The organism is Pseudomonas sp. B21-051, from assembly GCF_024748795.1.
GTDB classification, from domain to species: Bacteria; Pseudomonadota; Gammaproteobacteria; order Pseudomonadales; family Pseudomonadaceae; genus Aquipseudomonas; species Aquipseudomonas putida_A.
Map to the genome: position 1 here is coordinate 2603238 of NZ_CP087166.1, position 20598 is coordinate 2623835.

19 protein-coding genes are annotated in these 20598 nt (G+C 57.3%); 13 read left to right on the forward strand and 6 right to left on the reverse strand.

Annotated features, from left to right (window positions below):
* Positions 1–512 precede the first annotated feature (512 nt).
* On the reverse strand, positions 513–1121 hold the full coding sequence (locus LOY52_RS11710) for a prepilin-type N-terminal cleavage/methylation domain-containing protein (RefSeq protein ID WP_258679571.1): 609 nt from the start codon (positions 1119–1121) through the stop codon (positions 513–515).
* Positions 1118–1570: a type II secretion system minor pseudopilin GspH gene (gspH, locus tag LOY52_RS11715; protein WP_258679572.1), complete on the reverse strand. Its 453-nt coding sequence runs from the start codon at positions 1568–1570 to the stop codon at positions 1118–1120. Before gspH ends, LOY52_RS11710 begins: the two co-directional genes overlap by 4 nt.
* A gap of 132 nt (positions 1571–1702) precedes the next feature.
* Here gspH and LOY52_RS11720 point away from each other — a divergent pair, with 132 nt between their 5' ends.
* On the forward strand, positions 1703–2134 hold the full coding sequence (locus tag LOY52_RS11720) for a type II secretion system protein N (RefSeq protein WP_258679573.1): 432 nt from the start codon (positions 1703–1705) through the stop codon (positions 2132–2134).
* A gap of 208 nt (positions 2135–2342) precedes the next feature.
* Here LOY52_RS11720 and LOY52_RS11725 read toward each other — a convergent pair whose 3' ends face one another.
* The gene (locus LOY52_RS11725; protein ID WP_258679574.1) at positions 2343–2837 is read right to left on the reverse strand and encodes an SLATT domain-containing protein; all 495 of its coding nucleotides are present in this window, start codon (positions 2835–2837) and stop codon (positions 2343–2345) included.
* 185 nt (positions 2838–3022) lie between these two features.
* A complete protein-coding gene (locus LOY52_RS11730) occupies positions 3023–4165 on the reverse strand; it encodes a DUF2971 domain-containing protein (protein ID WP_258679575.1) in 1143 nt (380 codons plus the stop codon).
* 507 nt (positions 4166–4672) lie between these two features.
* Here LOY52_RS11730 and LOY52_RS11735 point away from each other — a divergent pair.
* Positions 4673–5032 (forward strand): DUF6124 family protein, encoded by a 360-nt coding sequence (locus tag LOY52_RS11735; RefSeq protein WP_095136351.1) that lies wholly within the window; start codon positions 4673–4675, stop codon positions 5030–5032.
* Between the two features lie 157 nt (positions 5033–5189).
* On the opposite strand, the gene LOY52_RS11740 is transcribed toward LOY52_RS11735, so the two are convergent.
* A complete protein-coding gene (locus LOY52_RS11740; RefSeq protein WP_258679576.1) occupies positions 5190–5579 on the reverse strand; it encodes a hypothetical protein in 390 nt (129 codons plus the stop codon).
* Between the two features lie 280 nt (positions 5580–5859).
* Here LOY52_RS11740 and LOY52_RS11745 point away from each other — a divergent pair, with 280 nt between their 5' ends.
* The 3 genes from LOY52_RS11745 (at position 5860) to LOY52_RS11755 (ending at position 9810) form a co-directional block, all read left to right on the forward strand.
* Complete coding sequence (locus tag LOY52_RS11745; protein ID WP_258679577.1) at positions 5860–8514, forward strand: hypothetical protein; 2655 nt, start codon at positions 5860–5862, stop codon at positions 8512–8514.
* Positions 8514–8930 (forward strand): hypothetical protein, encoded by a 417-nt coding sequence (locus tag LOY52_RS11750; RefSeq protein WP_103486696.1) that lies wholly within the window; start codon positions 8514–8516, stop codon positions 8928–8930. The genes LOY52_RS11745 and LOY52_RS11750 overlap by 1 nt, the downstream gene beginning before the upstream one ends.
* A 520-nt stretch (positions 8931–9450) precedes the next feature.
* Entirely contained in the window at positions 9451–9810 is a 360-nt protein-coding gene (locus LOY52_RS11755) for a DUF6124 family protein (protein ID WP_258679578.1), read from the forward strand.
* 225 nt (positions 9811–10035) lie between these two features.
* Here LOY52_RS11755 and gspI read toward each other — a convergent pair whose 3' ends face one another.
* Complete coding sequence (gspI, locus tag LOY52_RS11760; RefSeq protein WP_258679579.1) at positions 10036–10410, reverse strand: type II secretion system minor pseudopilin GspI; 375 nt, start codon at positions 10408–10410, stop codon at positions 10036–10038.
* A gap of 148 nt (positions 10411–10558) precedes the next feature.
* Between gspI and gspG the strand changes: the two genes are divergently transcribed.
* From gspG to LOY52_RS11800, 8 genes are all read left to right on the forward strand, one after another.
* Entirely contained in the window at positions 10559–11017 is a 459-nt protein-coding gene (gspG, locus tag LOY52_RS11765) for a type II secretion system major pseudopilin GspG (protein ID WP_115989621.1), read from the forward strand.
* Between the two features lie 8 nt (positions 11018–11025).
* Positions 11026–11979 carry a type II secretion system minor pseudopilin GspK gene (gspK, locus tag LOY52_RS11770; protein WP_258679580.1) on the forward strand — a complete coding sequence of 318 codons (954 nt, stop codon included), beginning with the start codon at positions 11026–11028 and terminating at the stop codon, positions 11977–11979.
* Positions 11976–13160, forward strand: a complete 1185-nt coding sequence (gene gspL, locus LOY52_RS11775; RefSeq protein ID WP_258679581.1) for a type II secretion system protein GspL — start codon at positions 11976–11978, stop codon at positions 13158–13160. The genes gspK and gspL overlap by 4 nt, the downstream gene beginning before the upstream one ends.
* Positions 13153–13701: a type II secretion system protein M gene (locus LOY52_RS11780; protein ID WP_258679582.1), complete on the forward strand. Its 549-nt coding sequence runs from the start codon at positions 13153–13155 to the stop codon at positions 13699–13701. Before gspL ends, LOY52_RS11780 begins: the two co-directional genes overlap by 8 nt.
* Entirely contained in the window at positions 13698–16079 is a 2382-nt protein-coding gene (gspD, locus tag LOY52_RS11785; protein WP_258679583.1) for a type II secretion system secretin GspD, read from the forward strand. The genes LOY52_RS11780 and gspD overlap by 4 nt, the downstream gene beginning before the upstream one ends.
* Positions 16080–16353: 274 nt before the next feature.
* Positions 16354–17760 carry a type II secretion system ATPase GspE gene (gene gspE / locus LOY52_RS11790; protein ID WP_258679584.1) on the forward strand — a complete coding sequence of 469 codons (1407 nt, stop codon included), beginning with the start codon at positions 16354–16356 and terminating at the stop codon, positions 17758–17760.
* Positions 17760–18971: a type II secretion system inner membrane protein GspF gene (gspF, locus tag LOY52_RS11795; protein WP_007961842.1), complete on the forward strand. Its 1212-nt coding sequence runs from the start codon at positions 17760–17762 to the stop codon at positions 18969–18971. The genes gspE and gspF overlap by 1 nt, the downstream gene beginning before the upstream one ends.
* A gap of 512 nt (positions 18972–19483) precedes the next feature.
* Positions 19484–20596, forward strand: a complete 1113-nt coding sequence (locus LOY52_RS11800; RefSeq protein ID WP_258679585.1) for a substrate-binding domain-containing protein — start codon at positions 19484–19486, stop codon at positions 20594–20596.
* The last annotated feature ends 2 nt before the right edge of the window (positions 20597–20598 follow it).

Genomic DNA, 20598 nt, shown 5'->3' on the forward strand with positions numbered 1-20598 from the left:
TGCTCCTACGTGCGGCCCACTCGCTGGGGCTCGGGGTTCCTTCGCTCCGGGATCGATCCGGGGGGCAGCGCCTACGGTTTGCTTCGCTGCACCTCCTCTCGCTGTGTTTGGCTGCGCCAAACGGTCGCTGCGCTCCCACCCCCGGATCAATCCCTCCACTCAGCCTTCCGACGTCGCCCGTGGATCAAGATCAAAAGCTTTCGGCGAGCTGACACTCGGCCAGTGAGTGGGGCGGCTTCGCCGCATGCTGTGCTCGCGACTCGATATTGTGGGAGCTGGCTTGCCAGCGATGGCGACCTACCAGACAACCACCCTCCAACTGATCAAACCCAATCCAACTGTGGGAGCCAGCCTGCTGGCGATGACGGCCTCACAACCAACCAATCCCACTGACTCCCCCAAATCCCAATGTAGGAGCTGCCGAAGGCTGCGATCTTTTGATTTTGATTTTAAAGATCAAAAGATCGCAGCCTACGGCAGCTCCTACACGGATATCCACATTGCAGCCAGCATCACTCCAACGGCCCCATCACCTGCCGATACCGCTCCACCCCCTGCGCCGTCTCCCGCGTCAACCGAACCTCCAACCCCATCGGATCCTCCCGCCGATTGCCACTCAACTGCCGCCAACCCTTATCCGCCTCCCAAACCCGCACCTGCACATCACTCACCCCCTGCAACACCGCCACCCCAGCCCCCGGCGCCGGCAACGGATAACGACTGCGCGCCTCAGCCACCGCCCGATACAACGTATCCCCCTTGACCCACCAGCGCACCCGCTGCAAAGCCCCAGGCTGATCCGCCGCACTGCGAATAATGTCCAGGCGAAACCCCTTGCTATCACTGCTCCGCACCGTCAACGCAGGCGGCGCACTCGGCGGCTCATCATCCACGCCAACCTTCTTCGGCTCAGTCAACTCAATCCCCGCACGCATCTCCACATCACGCTGCAACTGATTCAACGCCCGCAACAAACTGTCACTCTGCTCACTGCTCGCCTGCAAATGACTGTCCGCCCGCGTCACACTGTCCAGCCCGCGCCAAGCGATCAGACTGACCACCGCCATCAGCAAAATAGCGACCATCACCTCGATCAGGGTAAAGCCCCGTTGAGCGTTCATTGCACACTGATCCTTCCACTGGCATCACGCCGCACACTCAGCCGATTGAGCCCATCAGACAGGGTCAATTGCAGCGGCGGATTGATCCACTCGGCGTTAAGCACCACCTTCTGCTTCGGCTCCACCCGCACCTCCAGCTTCGGACTCTGCCAGGTACGCGGTCGCAACTGCGGGTCATCTTTGAAATGCTCAAACCCCCGACCACTGTCACTGCGCCGACTGAACCGAAAGCCCTTGCCATCGCTCAGCCACACAATCGGCCGACCATCCGCACGGGCCTCCGCCTGCGCCACCTGCAGCAACTGCGCCACACGCTCGGCATCCTTGCGCAGCAACTGCAGCGGGTCCGGCTTGATACTCAGACTGATCGCCGCACTGGCGATCCCGATGATCACCAGCACCACCATCAGCTCGATCAGCGTAAAGCCCTGTTGCTTGCCCACATTCATCGGTTGCGCACTCCGTTGCGTCCAGCCCCGTCCAAAAAAACATCCTGCACGGCCAACATGTAAGCCGTGTGAAATAAAACCGTGAGAATTGCCGCGTAGCCTGTCAGCAGGGACTAAAAGGAGATTCAGCCCATGATGCTCACCACCCGCATATCCCCCCCGCAAACCGTCCAGGCCCTCGCACTGCTCGCCGCCCTGGTCGGCGTCGCGACCTGGTCGTCGCTGCTCCTGACCTCCGCCGAATCCCACACCCCTCCGGCGCCACCGCAAATGCTCGCGGCGCGCAGTGATAACCCGGCGTTGCAGTGGTTTTCCAACCAGACGGCACCGATGGACATCAAGGTGAGCGGGGTGATGGCGGGGAGTCGCGGGGCGGTGGCGATTTTGAGTTTGAACGATGGGCCGCCGAGGAGTTTTTTGCAGGGGGAGAGGGTGGGGCCTGGGGTGAAGTTGGTGGCGGTGGAGGGGGATGGGGTGGTGATTGAGCAGGGGGGGGAGAGGGTGCGGTTGGGGGTGGAGAGGTTGGGGGAGGGGGTGGTTTTGCCGAGCCTTATGAGGCCCTGATTTGTAGGATCGGAGTTGTTATTTTTGCCGTTTAGTTGGATGCCGGTTCAAGGTACTCCAAAAGCAGGGAGCCGATACGAAAGGGAGTGCTTCTTGCCGCTTCCGGCCTGATGCAGGTAATCGAGAATGTCCGCTACCGGCCAATAGCGGACGCTCGAGGGTGCGAAATTGCAAACTGAACTTCAGTTTTTCGCCTTAAATATAAATTTTAGTTGCTCCAATTTGACAGTTGGTCAGGGTTTGCGATTTTTTTATGGATTTTCCGTGGAATGTGCGGAGCCTCCTCCGCCAATGCATCAAGACGAGAACGGACGTTGTGTATTAGCTCCTGAGTTATTGGCCTCGCTAATCCGATCTGTTCAAGCTCTCTTCCAATGGAGTTATATTTAGACCCCGCAGTTCTGTGCTTTTCTGCTTTTTCCTGATAAGCCATCGAGGCGGAAAATGTTGCTAAGACTGCTGCTAAAATACTAAAAAAACCAAGCATTATCTGCAACCATAGTGCGGGTTGGTTTTGCAGCGTCGCGAACACAGTGGTACCGGTTATAGCAGACAGCACTGCTGCCGAGCCAGATAGTCGTGCGTGCATTTTAGTATAGTATTCAGCAGATTTGTAATGCCCAACGGCTACAGTACTACAACGTGTATACCATTTTCTCAGCAGCTGTTCGGTGTCAACTGGTAGCTCAAGATCCACTGACATATACCCCCCCCTACAAAGTGACCTATAAATGGCAAAGCCGGCCTAATCGTATTGCACTACTAAAATTAAGATCTGAAGCTTCTCGCATCATTCCAACTTGTAGCACTCGAGTGGCTGCCATCGCTTAACTAGCGTAAATATTACCCATCCCTAGTTATAGGGAAGCGGGTTAATGAGTTTTCCACTCAGGGTATAGGCTCATAGGAAAAACTTCCGTTTTCGATAGCCATTCCTTCCCCTCTCCTCCACCTATCCAATCGATCTGCATACTGCGCACTACCGGGCTTCAATATTGACCCCATCAGATATAAATCTAGATCTACAATTTTTACAGCCCTAGAGCTTGAGCAGATCTCTGCCTGTTGATAGAGAAAATCAAAAACATAGGTTTTTCCGCTCTGAATATTTTTGTATTTATCTAGCATTTTATGACTAATAATATTTCGTATTGCTTCTTTGTCATGTGATGACATTCGCGCACCGAATATTATTCCAGTAACCTGACTGAAATCATAATAAAACAAACGTTGCAAACTGTTATAGGTCGAGCAGCCGGAAATCCACTTAGTAGGCTGGCGCAACATTAGCCTGCATTCTTGCTCGTACTGCCAGCACTTGTTTTTGGTAAGTAATTGCTCTCTGATTTTTTTATGATACTCCAGTCTTGATAATTCTGAGTCGAAGCTATAACCCGTGTAGATTACTGGCAGCAATGAAAATGCATCTATCGGATGAAGCTGGTCTTTGTAATTGATATCTTCGATTTCGAAAGCAGCGCTAACAGATGAGAGGTGGTTTGTTGTAACAGCTAGTGAGTCTTTTTTTCTAATTGGACACTGATTTAGGCAGCCATTTATCGGTCTATAAGTCAGACAAAATCCCGTATGACTCGCGGCATAGTGAGACCACATTAACATGTCTGAATTTGTTCTAGATAATGAGATGGAGTATCCCGAGCCAGGGGCATAAAGGTTTAGCAGTGCCAATAGGTGTTCCAGCGAATTTTCAAGCTTGGAGAGCTCCATGAGTGAGATGTGCCTATCACTGAAAACTTGCTCTATTATTTTTTCTTTATGGACGTGAAAGTCGATTATTAACTGCTCATAAGAAATTGGACCTATCTTTGTTAAATAAGCCGCAGCAATTTTTGCTTCTTGCTCATTCTCCCATAGGCTTGTTAGTGTTCGTGTCCAGTCGCCTGAAAATTCAAATTTTGACTGCATATCGATAGGATCGTTAAGCTCTTCCTTTGAGGCGAAATACCATTCGTCGTAAAGTAAGCCTTTTTGTGAGAGTAAGTTTGATGATCGATACCGATAGACATGCATTTTTATTCTCCTAAGTACCTTTTTGCACACGTTTTTAGACACTTTTGGGCGGAAGGTAGCTATTTTTGTATCATGCTTTAACTAATAAGGAAAGATCGCTTGTTTGACGTTTTATGGTTTACACAGGCGCAATTATCATCAAAAAACTATCGCAGACTTTCAAACAGCCTTGCACTGTCGTTGGAACGCACCAAGGGCAAATGGTCGTCAGGTACATCAGAGAAAGGCAACTTGGATAGTCGAAAGTCATTCGCGAATGGCCGGTTTTGGCCGAGCGCAGCCATCGAGTCTGAGATGTAGTCCAAAAACGCAAGTCAGCTGGCCCAATGAGTGGACGGATCTATTTAGGGGTCAGGCTTTTTCTGAATTCATGTCGCGGCGGCTGTGCGTGGGACACCTTCGGGTGTGCCGGATTCCTTGATGTCCGGTCGGTCAACCCGCGTACAGCTGCCACCCAGTTTGTTTGACCGCGAACGGTGGCGGCTCCAGTCATCAAGGAGCTTCACCATGATCAAACCAACACCCAACCCACCCGAAACCGCCTCGGTTTCCCCCTACGAATCCATCGACTCAAAAAAACTCCACGAAGCCGCCGATCGCGCGCTCGACCATTACCTCTGTCCGCCCGGTTCCACGCCACCGCCGCGTAAAACTCGTGGGATGTATGCCGTGACGGCGGACAACAAAACCGAAGAGCTGCTGGTCGATGCCAGTGAAACGCTCGCTTCGGCCAAAACCCTCGCGCAGAACATTGCCAGTTTGTTGCCGGTGTCGCAGCGGCACGCGCTGGCGGGGATTGCGCAGTTGATCATGCTCGGGGAGTTGGCGGTGAATCGGGCTTTGGATAATTTGCAGTTGCCGGGGTGATGTAGGTGTCGGGAACACTTGGTGATTGATCGGGTGTTCATTCTGGCGCCTTCGCGAGCAGGCTCGCTCCTACAAGGTTTTATGCTGATTGCAGATGTTGTGTAAAACGCTGAAACCTGTGGGAGCAGTTGATTATTACCGTGCCGTCTTCGTGTGGTTATTGAGTCGCTTCAGGACATTCACGGGTCCATCGCGTCACCGTCATGTCATTGAACTGCTCGCCAATGGTATCGACGCGCAAGCAAGCTGCTTTCTTCGAGTAGTACAAGATGCAACGCGAGCTATCAAAGGAGCAGGTGTCCAGTTCGAAGAGTTTGCGTGCAGCCAGTTCTTTCTCCACGCCACTGTATTCACAGCCATCGGTGGTATGCATCCGCGTCGGCTTCCAGTCTTGTTTGATTAGCTTGGCCCTGGCCGCCACTAAACGTTCACCGACGACGATGCCTGCTGGCCCGTGCTTGTCGTTAGACGTCTGTGAGACATCGGCAATCGCTGTGTTGATACCGATGCAATAAAGAGCGAAAAATATGAGGGTCGAAGCCTTCATTTGATTTTTCCTTTAGCCGATTTGTAGCTCGACAAAAGCCCGGACACTCGGTGTGAGGTCATGGGGGAAATGGTAATTCTTCTGCCCGATTTCTCGTGACCCACCGGCTCCGCCAGCGAAGGAGAATCCTATATGATTAAGTCGGCTTAGCATGGTTTCACAAGGGGTATTCAGGGGGTCCCATTGCCTTTAATATCGGCGCCCCTCACGAATGTCACGGTCAAAACAGCTTGATACAAAAACCGAGCGGGCCAAAGGAAATGGAAAGCAAGATTAAATTATGGAAAAGCAAAGCAAGGTCGAACACTGGGCATATCCGTTCAAGCTAAAGCGAGCAGGTAATCAGCACGCCGAGGCACAGGATCCCAAGCAATACTATGAAGCATTGGCTAAGGCCCACGGCGGGTTCTATCCGATGGGTACTAATGGTTCCTGGCATGGCGGAATTCATTTTGATGGAGGAACGGGAGATGTCCTCGATCAATCCTCAGTACGTTGCATCGCAGACGGAGAGGTAATCGCATACCGAGTCGACGAGACTGCCCCCGTCACAGAGTATTTCGGTGACCATATGCGTGTTGTACAAGCTCCGTACTCCACAGGACTTGTACTTGTCCGGCACCGACTCGAGATACCGAACCAAGAGAGTGATCAAGATGAGGACGCGCCACCCGTTGGGGAGCTGATTTTTTACAGCCTCTACATGCACCTGCTTGATTGGGCTGGCTACCAGAAACAGGATGCACCTCTGCCTCCAGCGCTCTTTGGGCCGTTGACCTACAGCCCAAAAGCAGAAAAGTCTGTCGATAATTTCCTCGGGTTGAACACTAGGGCTGGAGCCCCCGGTACGGCCGCCCATAGCATCAAAAATGCTATGTTGCCCAAAGGTGTAAAAATCAGGACTGCGGAGTCAGCGGCCGCCCCAAACGAAAAGTGGAAAAAGCTGAGCGCGGTAATCGAGGGGAATTCCATTCCTGAAACTGTTAGTGAGGCATGGGTTTACACCGGGGAGCTGGAGGCTGCTGGTCCCGATACTTATTTAGTGTCTGTACGGTCCAATGACTCGAATTCGGCGTTGCTTCCTGGGAAAGGGTTGAATGTCTATAAAACGTCAAAGGGGAAACAAAAAAACTCGATAACAGGCGTCTTGCCATTAGGAGTGAAGCTCACTCTGGAAGACGGCAGTGGAGAGTTTCGGAAAATCAGCAGTCTCACCGAGGGCGTAGATACCTTACCGCTTGCAGCTGACAGTGCTAAAAATATTCATGGCTACGTAGCTATTAGTGCCTTGCAAGCGCAACCAAGCAAGCCGGTTACTGATTCTTTTCATCTATTGCCAGAACCATACGAAATCAAGGCGGGCGAAGTAGTCGGACATTTAGGACCTTATCAAAACGTCAGTGACAGTGAATCAAAGTCGCTCCTGCATTTAGAAGTTTTTAGCTGTGACGATGTGCCAGCATTTATCGCTAAAAGTCGAAGTCATGCAAAAACTCTGGCTGATAAACAAAAAACACTACTAAAAATCCATAAGGGTGCGAGTCGGCTGATTAAGCATAAGGACGGTATTAACGCCAACAATCCGCCTGATATATGTCAGGAAGGGTCAGTTATTGGAGTCGATCTTATAATTCCTCAGTGGGTTCTTGAAGATCTACCCGCAACCTATCAATTGTCAGACAATAAATCTATTCCCGTTAGCACGCCGGCCCAAGCTATTCGCTGGTGGCGTCTGGATAACTTACTCGAAGACGCGGAAGGTCATCCGATCAATGGCTGGCTTGGTGAGCAGGACTTGATTACTACTCGTCATAGTCCTTGGGAGTGGGAGGGTTTTGATTTTATCGAGGAGAGTGGGAAGCCGGTTGAGCATCTTGCCCATCTTCTGGATACGCGAGGTTTACTCAGTAACGAAGAGCGAGAAAACTATCGTGCCAAAATTAGCCAGGCAGATAGCGGTCCCGTAAAGCGAAGGCTCTACGATATCGTAGATGCTAATAAGGACAATAAATTTAGTGTCGAAGAGATTCACTCTGCATTGGCTAAGCTCTGGCATGCTCAATCAATATCGCAACTCATGACACGTTATGAAAGTGAGTGGTTTTGGAACGCTGAAAAGTGGGACGAGCTCGACCCTCTGCTCAACCATTCTCCATCACAGCCGAATCAAAACTGGGCGAATGAGAAAAAAAGAATCGAAAAACTATCGTGGTGGAAAGACGCTGGTTTATCGCCTGATGGGAAAGCATGGCACTTTCATTTAATGGGATTGCTTGGGAACTTCACCTGTCCGGCCGATGATAATGATTTGAAATGGCTGAAGGTGCCTTACGGACAACTAACGTTCAATGTCGAGGGGAACGACTTTGAAGATGCTGGTCATCCTGCTCATCGCTATTTCAGCCGAGTCGTGCACTGGCCAGAAGGTGTGTCAGGGGTGACGATAGGTCGAGGATACGACCTGGGTCAACAGGCTGATCCAAGGGCGGACTTAGTTAATGCCGGAGTTAAAGAGCCTCTCTTATCTTGGTTGGTTGGGGCGAAAGGCTTGCATGGTCAAGCTGCAAAAACATATTTAGATAATGCAAGCCAAGAAATCAGAAAGCATGTGATAACGCGAAAGCAACAATATTTGTTATTCATATCTGTCTACGAATTCATGAAAAAAGACATTTTCAGGATTTCAGGTGTAATCAGCAACGTAGAGAAATATGGTGTCTTGCAATGGGATGCCGTTAATAAAAAAAATCAGGACGTCATTGTAGATCTTCGATACCGCGGAGACTATCACGTGGAATCCAGGAAGTTCATTCAAAGGCCGTTTACTGATAATGATTTGGCCAAAATAAAACTAGAAATGTCGAAGCATAGCAATTGGGTAGGCGTGCCCCCAAACAGGTTCGCCGAAAGAAATCGTTACTTGGAGAGTAATTAATGCGTACTTTACGTCTCGCAGCCTACACGCTTTTTGGTTTGGCTTGCTTTTCATCCGCGACGGCGGCTGAGTTTGACTACAAGCGGGTCTACCAGGCAGATGCAGGGAAAGTAGGCAAATATATCGTGAGATATTTGAGGACATTCGATTCTCCGTGCATACGGGTGCAATCGCTCGTGCCAGGGGGTAACGGGAAAATAGTTAAAGAAAAAGAGCTGTGCTCCATTGACGGCAAAAGTTTTCTCGACGGATACACTCAAGTTGAATTGAAAAAGGGAGAGTTTCAAGAAGATAAACTGACTTTCTTGTTTGAGATAATGCCACTTGAGCCGGCCCCCGAGTTTCTAAAAAAATGTACTGTTCCATTTAAGGATGGTGCGCCTCAGGATCTTGTTTGTGAAACGATAACGCCGTGAGTTGGAAGCTCTGTAGGCGAGCAAAACGTGGGTACGGATGAACATGTGTCGAACCTGACAACTCGGTCCGTCCATCTCCAAGGGGGGGGTAGGCGTATCGGGACACCTTGGTAAGGGAGCATAGGGCCGTATCTATTTAAGGGGGGAGGTGACGCGGTGGGATTTCGATAAACACCACCGTTTAAAAAGACATCTCCTGTCACTCTCCCAGGCTACACATCCTTGCGCCTTTGCCTACAGCTACGCCAGAATCCGCCGGCTTGTGCGCCTTGGGGGCGGGTTTTATTGTGGTTCGGTCGCTGACGAATCAGCGATCGGGTTTCGCAGCCCGGATCAATCAAGGCGCACAGCGCTCCCAATCGTTGTCATTTCTGGCAATGGTGCTTCATGGCGGCTGTGCGCGGGATACCTTCGGGTATGCCGGGTTCCTTGATTCCCGGTCTGCGAACCTGCGTACAGCTGCCACCTCCATTCGTTTCGCAGCGAACCGTGGCGGCTCCAATAATCAAGGAGCTTCACCATGATCAAACCAACACCCAACCCACCCGAAACCACCTCGGTTTCCCCCTACGAATCCATCGATTCAAAAAAACTCCACGAAGCCGCCGACCGCGCGCTCGATCATTACCTCTGTCCGCCCGGTTCCACGCCGCCGCCACGTAAAACCCGCGGCATGTATGCAGTGACGGCGGATAACAAAACCGAAGAGCTGCTGGTGGATGCCAGTGAAACGCTTGCTTCGGCCAAAACCCTCGCGCAGAACATTGCCAGTTTGTTGCCGGTGTCGCAGCGCCATGCGCTGGCGGGGATTGCGCAGTTGATTATGCTCGGGGAGTTGGCGGTGAATCGGGCGTTGGATAATTTGCAGTTGCCGGGGTGATGTAGGTGTCGGGGACACCCGGTGATTGATCGGGTGTTCATTCTGGCGCCTTCGCGAGCAGGCTCGCTCCCACAGGGTTTTAGGTTGATTGCGGATATCGTGTGGGGCATGCGTTGTTTTGTTGCCTGAGATGTTTGTGTAGGAGCTGCCGGAGGCTCGGGCCGCGATCGGACGATCTTTTGATTTTAAAAAACAAGATCAAAAGATCGCAGCCTTCGGCAGCTCCTACAGGGGGCGATTCAATAGGGTTTCCAGGCGGGCCAGGGGTGGGGCGTCCTGGTTGCGGTCGAAGACCTGGATGGCGATTTTGAGTAGTCGGCCATTTTCAGCCGCTGCGATTACTTGCTCACACCGCAACGACAATCGTCCCTGATCACAATCAACGGCTTTCACACCGGTCGGCAATCGACCTTCCAGTTGCAGCTCCGCCATGCGTGTTTGCGCTGCGATCATTGCAATCGAGCGATCACGCAGAACTCCACTGCTTTGGGTCATCAGTCCCGCCACGCGCACGGCCGCCGACATCGCCACGGCAATGATCGCCAGCGCCACCAGCACTTCAATCAGGGTGAATCCGTTTTCTCGGGAGCGCGTAGGCATATAAGGCTCAGAGCCACAACACAGCCCTCGACCCTAACCCCCGTCCTTGACGGCTTGACGACGAAAACTCCCGAGGATTTTCAACATCCCTGACATATCTTCTTGCAACACTGCGCGTCGAATCGAATCAAGCCAAGGGAATGTCGAGATGGATATCGCGCAGTTCAAACAGCCCCAGCGACCGAGCCGGATGCCCCGTGGGCAGCAGGGTTTCACGCTGATCGAGATCATGGTGGTCGTGGTGATTCTCGGGATTCTGGCGGCGATGGTGGTGCCCAAGGTGCTCGACCGGCCGGATCAGGCGCGGGCGACGGCGGCGAAGCAGGATATTGGTGGTTTGATGCAGGCGCTGAAGTTGTATCGCCTCGATCACGGCACTTACCCGAGCATGACGCAGGGTCTGAAAGTGCTGGTGGAGCGGCCGGCGGATGCGAAGAACAGCAACTGGCGTTCGTATCTGGAGCGTCTGCCGAATGACCCGTGGGGTCGTCCTTATCAGTACCTCAACCCCGGCGCCAACGGCGAGATCGATATCTTTTCCCTCGGTGCCGACGGTCAGCCTGACGGCGACGGTGTGAATGCCGATATCGGTTCCTGGCAGCTGTAAGGCCGGTGATGAACAGCCAATCGAACCAGCAGGGGATGGCGATCATCAGTGCGCTGTTGATTGCGGCGGTGGTCGCGGTGATTGCGGCGGGGATGTTGACCCGGCAGAGCGTTTCGACCCGTGCGCTGGAGGCGGATCAGCAGCGGGTGCAGGGGCGTTGGTTGTTGCACGGTGGGCTGGAGATGAGCCGGCAATTGCTCTGGGATGCGCGGCAGCGTGATCCGTTGACCCGGCTCGATCAGCCGTGGGCGCAGCGCTTGAATGCGCAGGGTTTCGAGGGGCGGCTGGAGGATGAGCAGGGCAAGTTCAACCTGCGCAATCTGGTGGCCAACGAGCGTGTCGATGAAGCGCAGGTGCAGGCGTTTCAGCGGCTGTGCGAGTTGATCGGCATCAGCGCCGGGTTGAGTCAGCGCATCAGTCAGCGGGTGATCGGCTCCTATCCGTATCTGCTGAACCCGCAGATTGCCGAAAACACCGCGAGCACAAACGCCTTTGACAGTGGCCGCGCTACGTCGCCGAATGCGTCGCGCAAGCCGCAGAATCCGAAGTTGCCGATGCTGCGCAGTGTCGATGATCTGCGCAGCGTCGAGGGCGTGAATGAGGCTGTCATCGGCAAACTGGCGCCGTACCTGACGGTGATCCCCGCGACCACCTGGCTCAACGGCAATACCGCCACCGCGCCGGTGCTGGCCGCGTATGTGCCGGGGTTGTCGCTGGAGCGGGCGCAGGCGCTGATCAATGAGCGTGACGCCGGGCGCTGGTTCATCAACCGTGGCGATTTCGTCAACCGCTTGCGCATGCCCCAACTGGAGCTGACCAGCGTCAAGGTCGGCATCACCAGTGACTGGTTTCGCCTGCGTGGCGAGGCGCGGCGTGATCAGCGTCGGGTCAGTCTCGATGCGTTGCTGCACCGCAGCGAGGATCGTCTGCCGCAGGTGATCTGGTCGCGGGTGGGCGTATGAGTCAGTTGCGTGTGAGTTTGCCGCCACTGGCGCAGTTGAGTCTCGACAGTGAGATGGACTGCGCGTGGCTGGACCGTCAGGGGCAGGTCGTTCGTGAGCAGCGTCTGACCTTTAGCCAACTGGGGCAGTCAGCGAAACAGCCACCACTGAGCGCTTTTCTGCACCCGTCGGACAGCCTGCTGGCGAGCATCGACCTGCCGCCGCTGCCAGCGAACAAGACCGCAGCCGCGGTGCAATGCGCTGCGCAGGCCTTGATGCTCGGTGACTGCAATGACATGCACATCGCCCACAGTTCGCGGGATGAAGCGGGGCAGGTGCAGATCGCCTGGGCGCCGCGTCAGCGTTTGCAGCATTTGGGGCAACTGCTGAAGCAGGCCGGGATGAATCTGCGCGGCTTGTACCCGGCGGCGTACAGCTTGCCGGTGCTGCCGGGCACGGTGGCTTGTCGGCAGGACGGCCATTTGTTGCTGCGCGAAAGCGTGCAGACGGCGCGGGTGCAGCCGCTGTTCGACGACGAGATTGGCGATTGGCTGCTGACCTGCGGCACGCCCTTGCACTGGATCGGTTCTGCACCGCCGCCGCAAGCGCAATTGCCGATGGCCGAGGCGCAGCGCTGGACCGGACCGTTGCCCGGTTGGGGCCTGCAGGGGGCGGTGCAACAGCAGCGCGGCGAGCATCGCGGTTGGGGCCGGGCGTTGGGGCTGTGCGCATTGGCGGTGGCGGTGTGGGTGATTGGCTTGAACCTGTATGCCGCCCGTGAAGCCAGTCAGGGTCAGCAGCTCAAGACGTTGATGACCCAGCGGGTGAAGCAGGCCTTTCCCGAGTTGCCGGTGATCCTCAATCCGTTGCAACAGGCGCGTCAGCAATTGGCGGCGCGGCAGAAGGGGGCGGCGGAGGATCCGGCGCAGCCGTTCAATCGGCTGGTGTTGCAGGCCGGCAGTGGCATGCCGTTCATGGCCGGCACGGTCGAGCGCCTGACGTTTGTCGACGGCAGCTTGCAGTTGAGTCTGCTGGCCGATGCCCGGCGCAGCGCCAATGACAAGGACAAGGATTGGCAAGCTGCATTGGCTCAGGTCGGGATCAGTGCGACGGCTGACGATGAAGGCTGGCTGCTGCGCCCGAGCGACGAAGTCGCCACTCCCGACGAAAGCGCTGACGACAGCGGAGCAGAAGATGAATAAGGCATCGCTCGCGGTGTATCGCGCCCGTTGGCAGCGTTTCAGCGCGCAACTCCAGGCGCGCTGGCAAGCGTTGGCCCTGCGCGAAAAACGCATGGTCGGCGGCATGACGGTGGTGCTGTTGTCGCTGTTGGTGTGGGTCGCGCTGATCCAGCCGCCGCTGAAAAAAATCACTTACTGGCAAAACGAAACGCCGAAGTTGCATGCGCAGACCGAAGCCCTTGAAGTGCTGTTGCGCGAAATCAGCGTACGCCCAGACGGGCAAAGCCTGGTGCAGTCTCTTGAACAGACGCTGCAGGCCAGCGGCCTAGCCGGACACTATCAATTGCAGGCCGGAGAGGCCGGCGCGTGGCAGTTGACGTTCGACGCGGCGCCGGCCGATGCAGTGCTCGACTGGCTGTTGAGCAACCCGGCACAACTTTCTCTGCAAGTGGTCGAGGCCCGTCTGCAACGCGCAGACAACGCTTCGACCGAAGTCACTGCCGGCACATTGTCAGGCACCGTTCGCATGGATCAGGCGCTGGGCGCTAAGGAAGCTTCATGAAGGGGTCAGGATCCAAACCGGCGCGCATGGCGTTGCCGATGCTGCTGATGGCATTGAGCGCGTGCAGCAACACCACCACACCGCCGAACCAGCCGCCGTTGCTGGTGGACAGCGAACTCGGCCGCCCATTGGCCAACACCCAGCGCAGCGGCGATGCGCTGCTCGACCGGCAACGTGCCCAGGCACAAACCGCGCCGCAACCACGGCAGATGCACAACATTACCGAACGCGCACGCAGTGGCGGCGCCCCACGCGGCAGCACATTGCCGAGCAATCCGCTGGGCGATCAACCGGTGACGCTGAATTTTGTCGATGCCGATATACAAGCGGTGGTGCGCGCGTTGTCGCGTTCCACCGGCCAGCAGTTTCTGGTCGACCCTCGGGTCAAGGGCAGCCTGACGCTGGTCTCGGAAGGTCAGGTGCCGGCACGCCAGGCTTATGACATGTTGCTCGCGGCGTTGCGCATGCAGGGTTTCAGCGTGGTCGATGTCGGCGGCGTCGCCCAGGTGGTGCCGGAGGCCGACGCGAAACTGCTCGGCGGGCCGATCTACAGCCCGGACAAACCCGCCGGCAACGGCATGCTCACCCGCACCTTTCGCCTGCAATATGAAAACGCGGTGAACCTGATTCCGGTGCTGCGTCCGATCGTCTCGCCGAACAACCCGATCAATGCCTACCCCGGCAACAACACCATCGTGGTTACCGATTACGCCGAGAACCTGACCCGCGTCGCCCAGTTGATCCAGACCATCGACACGCCGAGTGCGATCGACACCGACGTGGTGCAGATCCAGAACGGCATCGCCGCCGACATCGCGCCGATGGTCGCGGATCTGCTCGACGCGCCGGGCAACGACCCGACGCAGAAAATCGCGGTGATCGGCGACCCGCGTTCCAACACCATCATCATCCGCGCCGGCAGCCCCGAGCGCACCGAGCTGGCGCGCAATCTGATTTACAAACTCGATAACGCGCAGAGCAATCCGAGCAATCTGCACGTGGTTTATTTGCGTAACGCGCAAGCGGCGAAACTGGCGCAGGCCTTGCGCGGGCTGCTGACTGGCGAGAGCGACAGCGGCACCAGCGACAGTGCGCGCTCGGTGCTCAGCGCCATGGGCAGCAACGGCAACAACAATGGCGGATCGAGCGCGCAGAGTGGCACGCAAACCAGTGGCAACACTTCGACCACATCGAGCACTGGCAGCACCGGCGGCAGTTATGCGCAGGGCAGCAGTTCGACTGGCAGCGCCGGCAATCAGGCCAGCGAGCAGAATGTCGCGTTCAGTGCCGGCGGGGTGACGATTCAGGCTGATGCGACCACCAACACCTTGCTGATTTCTGCACCGGAGCCGTTGTATCGCAACCTGCGCGAGGTCATCGATTTGCTCGACCAGCGCCGTGCGCAAGTGGTGATCGAGAGCCTGATCGTCGAGGTCGGCGAGGACGATGCCAGCGAATTCGGCGTGCAGTGGCAGACCGGTAATCTCGGCGGCAAAGGCGTGATCGGCGGGGCGAATCTTGGCGGTTCGGGGATCAACCTCAACGGCAAGACCAGTCTCGATGTACTGCCCCAGGGTTTGAACCTCGGTTATGTCAACGGCACGGTCGACATCCCCGGCATCGGCAAGATTCTCGACCTGAAAGTCTTGGCCCGGGCGCTGAAGAGCAAGGGCGGCACCAACGTGTTGTCGACGCCGAACCTGCTGACGCTGGATAACGAAGCGGCGAGCATTTTTGTCGGCCAGACCATTCCGTTTGTCAGCGGTAGCTACGTTACTGGCGGCGGTGGGACCAGCAACAACCCGTTCCAGACCGTGACCCGGGAAGAGGTGGGGTTGAAGCTCAATGTGCGGCCGCAGATTTCCGAGGGTGGCACGGTCAAGCTTGATATCTATCAGGAGGTCAGCAGCATCGACGAGCGCGCTTCGGCCAGCGCGACGTCGGCGGGGATCGTGACCAACAAACGTGCGATTGATACCAGCATCCTGCTCGACGACGGCCAGATCATGGTCCTCGGCGGCTTGCTGCAGGACGGCTACAGCCAGAGCAATGAAGCGGTGCCGTGGCTGGGCACCTTGCCGGGAATCGGCGCGCTGTTTCGCAACGAACGCCGGGCGATCACCAAGACCAACCTGATGGTGTTCCTGCGCCCGTACATCATCCGCGACAGCGAGGCGGGGCGCAGCATCACCCTCAACCGCTACGACTTCATGCGCCGCGCCCAGGGCGGGCTGCAACCGGAACGCAGCTGGGCAATGCCGGACATGCAGGCGCCGCAGTTGCCGACGGCGGCGCAGGGGGTGCCGGCGGTGGTGCCGGGTACGGGGCCGAGAGCGACGATCAAGGCTGTGCCGATTGATGGGAACACACGCTTTTGAACAGCATGATGACCGTGGCGAGGGAGCTTGCTCCCGCTCGGGTGCGCAGCGCCCGCAAATCCGACATGCAAGGTGTGTCTGTGGGAATGGGGTTGCAGGGTTTGGGTCTGCTGCGCAGCCCAGCGGGAGCAAGCTCCCTCGCCACAGGAATGGGGTACGACCTTGGACCTGTAGGAGCTGCCGCAGGCTGCGATCTTTTGATCTTTAAAAGCAAAAGATCGCAGCCTGCGGCAGCTCCTACACGGGATTGTATTGTCATGGGGGGAGGGTGTAGATGAGTTCACTGCCCTACGCCTGGGCCAAGGCCCAGCGCATTCTGTTGTGCGACGGCGTGCTGACGGTGTGCCCATCGACGCCCGGCTGGTCGATCAGCGAGGTGCGGCGGCAGTTCGGTGAAACGTCGCTCAGGCGCGTGCGCGATGACGAGCTCGACGGTCTGCTCGCCACGGCCTATGCCGATACCGGCAGCGCCGCCGCTGTGGTCGGTGCGGCAGAGAACGAAGTCGATCTTGATCGCCTGATGCAGGACATGCCGGAAATCACCGACCTGCTCGACACCCAGGACGGCGCGCCGGTGATCCGCATGATCAACGCCTTGCTCACTCAGGCCGCGCGGGATGAGGCCAGCGACATTCACATCGAACCGTTCGAAACCCACTCGGTGGTGCGCTACCGGGTCGACGGCACCTTGCGTGACGTGGTCTCGCCACGCAAGGCGCTGCACGGCGCGCTGGTGTCGCGGATCAAGATCATGGCCCAGCTCGACATCGCCGAAAAACGCCTGCCGCAGGACGGCCGCATCGCTTTGCGCGTGGCCGGGCGGCCGATCGATATTCGCGTGTCGACCGTGCCCACCGGGCATGGCGAGCGGGTGGTGATGCGTTTGCTCGACAAACAGGCCGGGCGTCTGCACCTGGAAACCCTCGGCATGGACGCGCAGGTGCTGGCCAGACTCGATCACCTGATTCGCCAGCCCCACGGCATCGTGCTGGTCACCGGCCCCACGGGCAGCGGCAAGACCACCAGCCTCTATGCCGCGCTGGCGCGACTGGATGCCAGCACCAGTAACATCCTCACCGTCGAAGACCCGGTGGAATACGACCTGCCGGGGATCAGCCAGATTCAGGTCAACGCCAAGATCGACATGACCTTCGCCCTGGCGCTGCGGGCAATTCTGCGTCAGGACCCGGACATCATCATGATCGGCGAGATCCGCGATCTGGAAACCGCTCAAATCGCCGTGCAGGCCTCCCTCACCGGACACCTGGTGCTGGCGACGCTGCACACCAACGACGCGGTGTCGGCGGTCAACCGCTTGATCGACATGGGCGTCGAGCCGTTTCTGCTCGCTTCGTCGATGCTCGGCGTCCTGGCGCAGCGACTGGTGCGCCGGTTGTGCAATCAGTGCAAACAGCAAGACCCGGCAGCGCCGGGCACCTGGCGACCAGTGGGCTGCGCCGCCTGCAATCACACCGGCTACAGCGGCCGCACCGGCATCCACGAATTGTTCTGCATCGATGACGACATCCGCACCCTGATTCATCAAGGGGCAGGGGAGCAGGCCTTGCGTGCGGCGGCGGCGAAGGCCGGGATGTTCAGCCTGCGCGAGGACGGCGAGCGCTGGATTCGCAGCGGCGCCACCGCTCCTGAAGAAATCCTCCGTGTGACCCGGGACGCCTGATGAATCGCTATCGTTTTGAAGCCGCCGACGCTACCGGCAAGATTGAGTCCGGGCATCTGGAGGCGGACAGCCAGGGCGCGGCGTTCGGCGTGTTGCGCAGCCGTGGTTTGACCGCGTTGTCGGTGCACAAGGAAAGCAACGTCGCCCAGCATGGCGGCGGAGGTCTGTTCAGTGCGCGTATGTCGGACAACGATCTGGCCTGGGCCACCCGGCAACTGGCGAGTCTGCTCGGCGCCAGCCTGCCGCTGGAGGCCGCGCTCAGCGCGACGGTGGAGCAGGCCGAAAAAAAACACATCGCCCACACCCTCAGCGCGGTGCGCGCCGACGTGCGCAGCGGCATGCGTCTGGCCGAGTCACTGGCCGCGCGGCCACGGGATTTTCCGGAGATTTACCGCGCGTTGATCGCTGCGGGGGAGGAGTCCGGCGATCTGGCGCAGGTCATGGAGCGGCTGGCGGATTACATCGAGGAGCGCAACAACCTGCGCGGCAAGATCCTCACCGCGTTTATCTACCCCGGTGTGGTCGGGCTGGTGTCGATCGGCATTGTGATTTTCTTGCTCAGTTACGTGGTGCCGCAGGTGGTCAGTGCGTTTTCCCAGGCGCGGCAGGACTTGCCGGGGTTGACCTTGGCGATGCTCACCGCCAGCGATTTCATTCGGGCGTGGGGCTGGTTGTGTGCGGCGCTGATCGCCGGTGTTTTCTGGAGCTGGCGCCTGTATCTGCGCAATCCGGCGGCACGTTTGAGTTGGCATCATCGGGTGCTGAAATTGCCGCTGATCGGACGGTTCGTGTTGGGCCTGAATACTGCGCGATTCGCCTCGACCCTGGCGATTCTCGGCGGTGCCGGCGTGCCGTTGTTGCGCGCGTTGGAGGCGGCGCGGCAGACGCTATCCAATGATCGGCTCAGCCTGAGTGTCAGCGACGCCACGGCCAAGGTTCGCGAAGGGGTGAACCTCGCGGCGGCGTTGCGGGTGGAAAACGTGTTTCCGCCGGTGCTGATTCACCTGATCGCCAGCGGCGAGAAAACCGGCGCACTGCCGCCGATGCTCGAACGTGCGGCGCAAACGCTGTCCCGCGATATCGAACGGCGGGCGATGGGCATGACCGCGTTGCTCGAGCCGCTGATGATTGTGGTAATGGGCGGGGTGGTGCTGGTGATTGTGATGGCGGTGTTGTTGCCGATCATCGAGATCAACCAGCTAGTGCAATAACCCCTGTAGGAGCTGCCGAAGGCTGCGATCTTTTGATCTTGATCTTGAAAAGCAGAAGCAAAATCAAAAGATCGCAGCCTGCGGCAGCTCCTACAGAGAATGGAATGAGCACAACTCAAATGTGGGAGCGAGCCTGCTCGCGAAGGGGCCGGTCCGGACAACAAAAAATTCAGACTTTTTTCCAAGGCTTCAGCATCACCCGAGTCAGGTTTCCCCCATCCTCGGGTTCTCCTTTCTGTCATCTGCAACCACCCCGCAACGGCTGCAGCCAGTTTCAGCCAAACCCACGATCCAGATCCCTCGCAATCTCCCATAAACACCCGAGAAAACCCCCTGAAAAACCCCGCGCAGCTCCCGAGGTTTTTTCCTTTATCTGTCACCGCAAGATGCGAATTTCTCAGTGCGACTTAACCACGGACCCCGCTTGCGAAGGTCAGCGGTGAGTCTTCCCAGTGTCATGCAAGACCCCTGAAAACCTGTGTTCACAACCATCGTTGAAAAGGAGATTCTTCATGTTCAAGCGTACTCTGATCGCCGCTTCCCTGACCGTCGCCGCCCTGGCTTCCGCTCAAGCCATGGCCGTTACCGGTGGTGGCGCCACTCTGCCAGCCGCTCTGTACAAAGGTTCGGCCGACAGCATCCTGCCAGCCAGCTTCAGCTACGCCGCCGTGGGTAGCGGCGCCGGCAAGACCGCTTTCCTGACCAACAACCCGGCCGGCTTCAGCACCACCGGCACCGTGCATTTCGCCGGTAGCGACTCGATCCTCAGCGCTTCGGAAATCAGCACCTACAACACCACCTACGGCGCTTCGTACGGCCCGCTGATTCAACTGCCTTCGGTGGCTACTTCGGTTGCCATCCCGTACAAAAAAGCCGGCCAGACCGCTCTGAACCTGACCAGCGCTCAGCTGTGCGATGCGTTCTCCGGTGCCAAGACCACTTGGGGCCAGCTGCTCGGCACGACCGACACCACGCCGATTCGCGTCGTTTACCGCAACGTTTCCAGCGGCACTTCGGAAATCCTCAGCCGTCACTTGAACTCCGTCTGCCCGACTCAGTTCGCCACCAACTCGACCTTCACCAACGCTCGTCTGCCAGCCGGTTCGGCACTGCCTTCGAACTGGGTCGGCGTCGCCAACACTTCTGATGTCGCCACTGCCGTGAACGCGGTTGACGGTTCGATCGGTTATGTCGGTCCGGACGGTGTCGACGCCACCAGCAACGCTGTTGTTGCTCGCGTCAACGGCGTTCAGCCAACTTCGCTCAACGTCACCCTCGCACTGTCGTCGGTGTCGGCTCCTTCGACCCCAGCCCAGGCTGCAAACCCTGCCAACTGGTCGCCAGTGGTGGCTAACCCGGCTTCGGGTTACAAACTGGCTGCCTACACCAACTTCATCTTCGGTCAGTGCTACAAGGATGCAACCGTGGCCGCGGCCGTCAAAGCCTTCCTGACTCAGCATTACAGCAACCCGGGCAACAACACTGCGACACAGGCCCACAAGTTCGTCGCCGTGCCTAACGCCTGGAAAACCGCTGTTACCGCCAACTTCATCACCAACACCTCGGGCAACAACCTGGACATCAACAACGCCAGCGTCTGCAACGCTATCGGTCGTCCTTTGTAAGC